This is a genomic window from Yoonia sp. (assembly GCF_014859355.1).
GTDB lineage: Bacteria > Pseudomonadota > Alphaproteobacteria > Rhodobacterales > Rhodobacteraceae > Yoonia.
In genome coordinates this window covers 223090-229484 of the sequence record NZ_JACUUJ010000001.1, presented here as the reverse complement: position 1 = coordinate 229484, position 6395 = coordinate 223090, and the positions used below count along the sequence as shown (strand labels likewise).

Annotated in this window: 6 protein-coding genes; 3 read left to right on the top strand and 3 right to left on the bottom strand. The window is 57.4% G+C overall.

The window, feature by feature from the left end; all coding sequences use genetic code 11:
- The 3 genes from IBX59_RS01170 to IBX59_RS01160 all read right to left on the bottom strand — a co-directional run.
- Positions 1-1118: pyridoxal-phosphate dependent enzyme (locus IBX59_RS01170; RefSeq protein WP_296371489.1), on the bottom strand; the 1118-nt coding region annotated here is incomplete at its 3' end.
- A gap of 69 nt (positions 1119-1187) precedes the next feature.
- A complete protein-coding gene (locus IBX59_RS01165) occupies positions 1188-2249 on the bottom strand; it encodes an ABC transporter ATP-binding protein (RefSeq protein WP_296371487.1) in 1062 nt (353 codons plus the stop codon).
- A gap of 3 nt (positions 2250-2252) precedes the next feature.
- Positions 2253-3056 (bottom strand): IclR family transcriptional regulator, encoded by an 804-nt coding sequence (locus IBX59_RS01160; RefSeq protein WP_296371485.1) that lies wholly within the window; start codon positions 3054-3056, stop codon positions 2253-2255.
- A gap of 160 nt (positions 3057-3216) precedes the next feature.
- Between IBX59_RS01160 and IBX59_RS01155 the strand changes: the two genes are divergently transcribed.
- The 3 genes from IBX59_RS01155 (at position 3217) to IBX59_RS01145 (ending at position 6392) form a co-directional block, all read left to right on the top strand.
- Entirely contained in the window at positions 3217-4476 is a 1260-nt protein-coding gene (locus IBX59_RS01155) for an extracellular solute-binding protein (RefSeq protein WP_296371483.1), read from the top strand.
- A 99-nt stretch (positions 4477-4575) separates the two neighbouring features.
- The gene (locus IBX59_RS01150) at positions 4576-5544 is read left to right on the top strand and encodes a carbohydrate ABC transporter permease (RefSeq protein ID WP_296371481.1); all 969 of its coding nucleotides are present in this window, start codon (positions 4576-4578) and stop codon (positions 5542-5544) included.
- A complete protein-coding gene (locus IBX59_RS01145) occupies positions 5544-6392 on the top strand; it encodes a carbohydrate ABC transporter permease (RefSeq protein ID WP_296371479.1) in 849 nt (282 codons plus the stop codon). Before IBX59_RS01150 ends, IBX59_RS01145 begins: the two co-directional genes overlap by 1 nt.
- Positions 6393-6395 lie beyond the last annotated feature (3 nt).

The window sequence follows — 6395 nt, the reverse complement described above, 5'->3', positions numbered from 1 at the left end:
ACGATTTCCAGTTCGGCCTGTTTCAGCGACACGCTTTGCATCATGCGCTGGTGGATCACCTCGATCACATTGGCCCCCGCATCGCCGATGATCCGCGAAATCGTGGCAAGCTGGCCGGGCGTGTCGTCGATTTCGAACACCAGCCGCGTGATCCGCCCGTCACGCATCAGTCCGCGCACGATCAAGGTGGACAACAGGCGGGAATCGATATTGCCACCGCAAACGACAAGACCCACCTTTTTGCCCGCAAACCGGTCAAGGTTGTTCTTGATAACGGCCAGACCTGCACCTGCCGCACCTTCGGCGACCAGTTTTTCATAAGACAAAAGATCGAACACCGCATCTTCGATCTGCGCCTCTGTTGCGCTGTCGACGCGGGTGACAAGGTTGCGGATGGTGTCCAGATTGGCAGGGGCCGGTTTGCGCACGGCAATGCCTTCGGCCAGCGTGGCACCGGCGAAATGCGGCGCGCCGCCTTCAAAATCGGCCTTGGCGGCATCAAACAGATGCGCCTGTGCGCCGATAATCTCGATCTGCGGCTTCACGGATTTCGCAGCGACCGCCATTCCCGCGATCAACCCGCCACCGCCGATCGGGACCACGATGCTATCCAGATCCGGTTCCTGTTCCAGCATTTCCAGCGCAACGGTCCCCTGCCCCGCAACCACCACCGGATCATCAAAGGGGTGGATAAACGTCATCCCGCGTTCCGCAGCCAGATCAAGCGTGAATTGGACGCTGTCATCAAAGCCATGCCCGTGAATCACCACCTCGGCCCCTAGATCGCTGGTGCGCTGGATCTTGTTGAAGGGTGTGCCTTCGGGCATGACGATGACAGATGGAATACCCAGCCGCGTCGCATGAAACGCCACGCCTTGCGCATGGTTTCCCGCGCTGCACGCAATCACGCCGTTCTGGCGCGCTGCGTCAGAGAGGGTCAGCAATTTCGTCAGCGCGCCGCGCGCCTTGAACGCATTGGTGTGTTGCAGGTTTTCCAGCTTGAGGTGCAGATCAATCCCCAAGTGGTGCGACAACCGTGTCGCGGGCACCAGCGGTGTGCGGATCGTTGCCGATCTGATCGCTTCATAGGCTGATCTGATGTCCGCGATATCAAGCATTGGCTGCCTTTCCTGACTGACGTGAAACCACACAGTCGGGGAAAACCGGCGCAGCTTCAAGTGCAGGTTTCAGCCGCGAATGCGTTGATCTGTTGCATCATCGAACAGGAATATCCGTGCAGGATCAATCCGGATGCCCACGCGCGCGCCCTCAACCGACCGTTCGTCGCCGCGTTCCTCGACAATCACACGTTCGCCGCTGTCGCTGGTCAGATAGGCAAATGACACCCCCCCCAGACTTTCGGTCAACTCGACCGAATGGCTGTCGCCTTCGGGATCAATCAGGATGTGTTCCGGGCGTGCGCCAACCGTGACCGTCTTGCCGTTGTGTTCGGCACCGATGATTCCGTCAAATTGCAAATCAAGGCCGGGTGCATCCACAGCACCGCCGCTGGCCGTGCCGCTGACAAAGTTCATCGCAGGGCTGCCGATGAAACCCGCCACGAATTTGTTGTCAGGATCGCGATACAGGTCCATCGGCGCGCCGACCTGTTCGATCACACCGGCGCGCAGCACGACGATCTTGTCAGCCAGCGTCATCGCCTCAACCTGATCGTGGGTGACATAGATCATCGTGGCGCCGATTTCCTTGTGCAGGCGGGCGATTTCCACGCGCATTTCCACGCGCAGTTCCGCATCAAGGTTGGACAGCGGTTCATCGAACAGGAATACTTCGGGTCCGCGCACGATGGCACGGCCAATCGACACACGTTGACGCTGGCCACCGGAAAGGGCGGCGGGCTTGCGGTCCAGATAGTCTTCCAGTTTCAGGATGCGGGTTGCCTCGGCCACTTTTTTTGCGATTTCCGCCTTGGGGTGGCCGTTCATTTTCAGGCCGAACCCCATGTTGTCCTTGACCGTCATATGCGGATAAAGCGCGTAGGTTTGGAACACCATCGCCACACCGCGTTCGGACGGGTCCATGCGGGTCACATCACGCGGGCCGATGTTGACCTGCCCTTCGGTCGTTTCCTCTAGACCGGCGACCATGCGCAACAGTGTGGATTTGCCGCAGCCCGACGGGCCGACGAAAACGCAAAACTCGCCATCCTTGATGTCCAGATCAATTCCGTGAATGACCTGCACATCGCCATAGCGCTTGATTACCTTGTTCAGCGTCACACCTGCCATGGTCTAAATCCCCGTCTTTTCTGTTTTATCATAATCTGGAAAGCTCCAGTTCTGGGCATCCCTTGCAATTTTTGCAGCCGTCTCGCGCAGGATCGGCACATAAGCTTCCAATCCGGCAAGGTTGGTGCGGCTTATGGTGCTGGTCACCGACAGCGCACCCAACACGCGCCCCGCCTCGGACAGGATCGGCATGGCGACGCAGATGATGCCCGGTTCATGTTCTTCGCGGTCAAAGCCATAGCCATGGGCGCGGATATCGGCCAATTCATCGCGCAGGGCCGCCGCCGTAGTCAGCGTTTGTGGCGTGAATCGGTGAAACGATTGTTGCGCAATCAACTGTTCAATGACCGCCGGGTCGCAAAAGGCCAGCATCGCCTTGCCGACGCCGGTGCAATAGGCCGGACCGATCTTGCCCGCCTGGCTATACATCTGCACCGGTTGGCCCGCGTTGCGTTTGTCGATATACAGCACCTGCGCATGATCCATTTGCGCCAGATGCACGGTTTCCCCCACAGCCGCGCTCAGCGCGTCAATGTGCGGCCGCGCGATAGGGGCCAGTGTGGATTGTTCCCATGCCGCATGCGCCAGCCGCACCAGCCGCAAACCCGGCGCATAAGTCTGCCGGTCAGGGTCGTAGGACAGCATCTTCTGGTTGGTCAGGGTCTGGACAAGCCGGTAAAGCGTGGGTTTGGGGTAATCGGATTTCGCAAGGACTTCGCTGAAACGCACCGGCCGCCCAAAGGCTGCGACCTGATCAAGCACTTCCAGCGCCTTACCCACTGTGCCGTCACCGGTCACACGATCCATCTTTTCTCCCTTTTCCGGCCATGCGTGTCGCGCTTTGCAATAGCGGCAGACCCATGACCTGTTGACAAACCTAACCGAGTCGCGATTTAGTATCAATATCCAAAACCATGTTTCACATAATGAAACTGGGTTACACTATGGAAGCACTAGGGAGGACACCATGCATTCCATTCTTAAAACGTCGTTCGCGGCGTGCGTTGCTGCTGGCATCGCAGCATCTGGCGCATCTGCGGCCGGTCATTCACTGTCGGGCGACCTGGTCATTTTCTCGGACATGTCAAACCCTGCGCCACGCGCGGTGATGGAAGGCATGGTTGAACGGTTCGGTGAAATGCACCCCGATCTGAACATCGCACTGACGGTGATCGACCGCGAAGCCTATAAAACCCAGATCCGCAACTTTTTGACGGCCAACGCGCCGGATGTTGCCAACTGGTATGCCGCCAACCGGATGCTGCCCTATGTCGAGGCGGGTTTGTTCGAGGATATTTCTGACCTGTGGGAAGGACAAATCTCCGAAGATCTGGCATCGACCAAAGGGGCGCTGACGATCGACGACAAACAATATGGCGTGCCATACACCTACTATCAGTGGGGCGTTTACTACCGCAAAGACATCTTTGATGATCTTGGCCTGTCCGAGCCCACAACCTGGGAAGAAGAGCTGGCCAACTGCCAGACCCTGCTGGACAACGGCGTGAAATGCTACACCATCGGCACCAAGTTCCTGTGGACCGCCGGTGGCTGGTTCGATTACCTGAACATGCGCACCAACGGCTATGACTTTCACGCGCGCCTGACCAATGGCGAAGAAAGCTGGCAGTCGGACGAGGTGCGCGCGACATTCGCCAACTGGCGCGAGCTGATCGACATGGGTGCATTCATCGACGACCACCAGACCTATAGCTGGCAAGAGGCGCTGCCTTTCATGGCCAACGGTCAGGCGGCATCTTATCTGATGGGCAACTTTGCCGTGGCACCGCTGCGCGATTCGGGCCTAGATGACAGCAAGCTGGATTTCTACCAGTTCGTCGAAATTACCCCCGGCATCGCCAAGGGTGAAGACGCACCCACCGATACGTTCCACATCCCCACAGGTGCGAAAAACAAGGATGCCGCGCGCGAATTCCTGCGGTTCGTTGTTTCAGCTGACAACCAGACGCTGATCAACAACGGTGAAAACCTGGGGCAGCTGCCGGTGAATGCGAATTCGTCCGTGGATGACGACAAGTTCCTGCAACAGGGCTTCGACATGCTGTCAAACAAGGCACCGGGCGGCATCGCCCAGTTCTTTGACCGCGATGCGCCTGCCGAAATGGCTGCCGTGGCCATGGAAGGGTTCCAGGAATTCATGGTCTTCCCTGACAACCTGGAAGATGTCCTGGACCGGTTGGAAGCCGCCCGCGAAGATATCTATTGATCAAACAGATGGGGTGCGCCTGACCGCGCGCCCCATGCCTATTTGAAAACGCCGACACCCGACGTTTTCACATGCGCCCAAACGGGAAAGTGACCGCAAATGACCGTATCACCCGTCGTGCCCACGACCCGCTACACGCCGCCGCCACGCGGCTGGTATAAACGCAATGAAATCGCCATTACCCCTTGGCTGTTTCTTGCGCCGGGTGTGCTGTTTTTTCTGGTCTACGTCATTGCACCGATCTACCAAAGTTTTGGCCTGTCGTTTTATAACTGGAACGGTTTGGGCGACGTGCGCACCAACGGCGAATACGTCGGACTGCAAAACTATAACAAGCTGTTCGGCCTGAACGGTGAACGCGCAGACCGGAATTTCCAGATTTCATTATGGAACAACCTGAAATGGCTGGTGCTGTATCTGCTGGCCATTCCCGCGGGTCTGTTCATCGCACTGTTCCTCAACCAGACGGTGCGCGGCATCCGCATCTATAAATCGCTGTTCTTTTTCCCTTTTGTGATCAGTCAGGTCGTCGTGGGGCTCGTGTTTTCGTGGTTCTACCTACCCAACAACGGGCTGTTCACCATCATGACCGGCTGGGTCGGGATCGAGATCCGCGGCGGTGTACTGGGCAACCCCACATGGGCGACCTACGGAATCATCGCCGCAGGGCTATGGCCGCAAACGGCCTATTGCATGATCCTTTATCTGACGGGGCTGAACGCCGTTGACCCCGAACAGGTCGAGGCCGCGCGCCTTGACGGGGCAAAAGGCCCGAAAATGCTGTGGTATGTCATCATTCCGCAACTGAAACCCGCAACCTTCATCGCCTTTGTCGTGACCATCATCGGGGCGTTACGCAGTTTTGACCTTGTGTCGATCATGACCGGCGGCGGGCCGTTCGGATCGACCCGCGTGCTGTCTTATTACGTTTTCGAAAAATCGCTGTCGGAACGCGGCTTGCAATATGGCTATGCCGCCGCTGTCGCGGTGATCCTGTTCCTGATCATGCTTGTTTTCATCTCTTATTTCCTCTGGTCCATGTATCAGGACGAGAAAGGCGCACGCTGATGTTCCCGACACCTGTTCAGAAACAATCCCGCGCGGTGCAGCTTGGCTATCAGGCGTTTCTGCCCTTTGCGCTGATCCTGTGGTTGCTGCCGCTGATCGCGGTGATGATCTTTTCGATCAAACCCGATGTCGATTTCACCAGCGGCAATTACTGGGGCTGGCCGTCATCATTCGAGGGGTTCAACAACTATGGCAAGGTGTTTTTCGAAAGCGCGATGCCACGCTATCTGCTGAATTCCGTAATGATCACCGTGCCCACCGTCATTGGCACCGTGGCGCTGGCTTGCATGACCGGCTTTGCGCTGGGGGTGTATAAGTTCAAGGGCAACCTGTTGATTTTTTTCATGTTCATCGCTGGCAATTTTGTGCCTTTTCAAATCCTGATGGTGCCGGTGCGCGACCTGACGGTGGACATGGGGCTGTATAATACGAAAACCGGTCTGGTGCTGTTTCACATCGCGTTTCAAACCGGCTTTGCCACGCTGTTCATGCGCAATTTCATCCGCGCCCTGCCTTTCCCCCTGATCGAGGCCGCGCGGGTTGAAGGTGTGGCCGAATGGCGGATCTTTTTCTATGTCGTGTTGCCCCTGATGAAACCCGCGATTGCGGCGATGGCGGTGCTGATCTTTACCTTCATCTGGAACGATTATTTCTGGGCCGTCGTCTTGACCCAAGGCCCCGAAAGCCAGCCCGTGACCGCTGGCATCACCAGCTTCAACGCGCAATACCGCGCCGCTTATCATTTGATGAGCGCGGGTTCCATCGTCGCCGCGCTGCCACCGGTTGCGATGTTTTTCCTGATGCAAAAACACTTTATCGCGGGTCTGACGCTTGGGGCTGTGAAGTAAGAC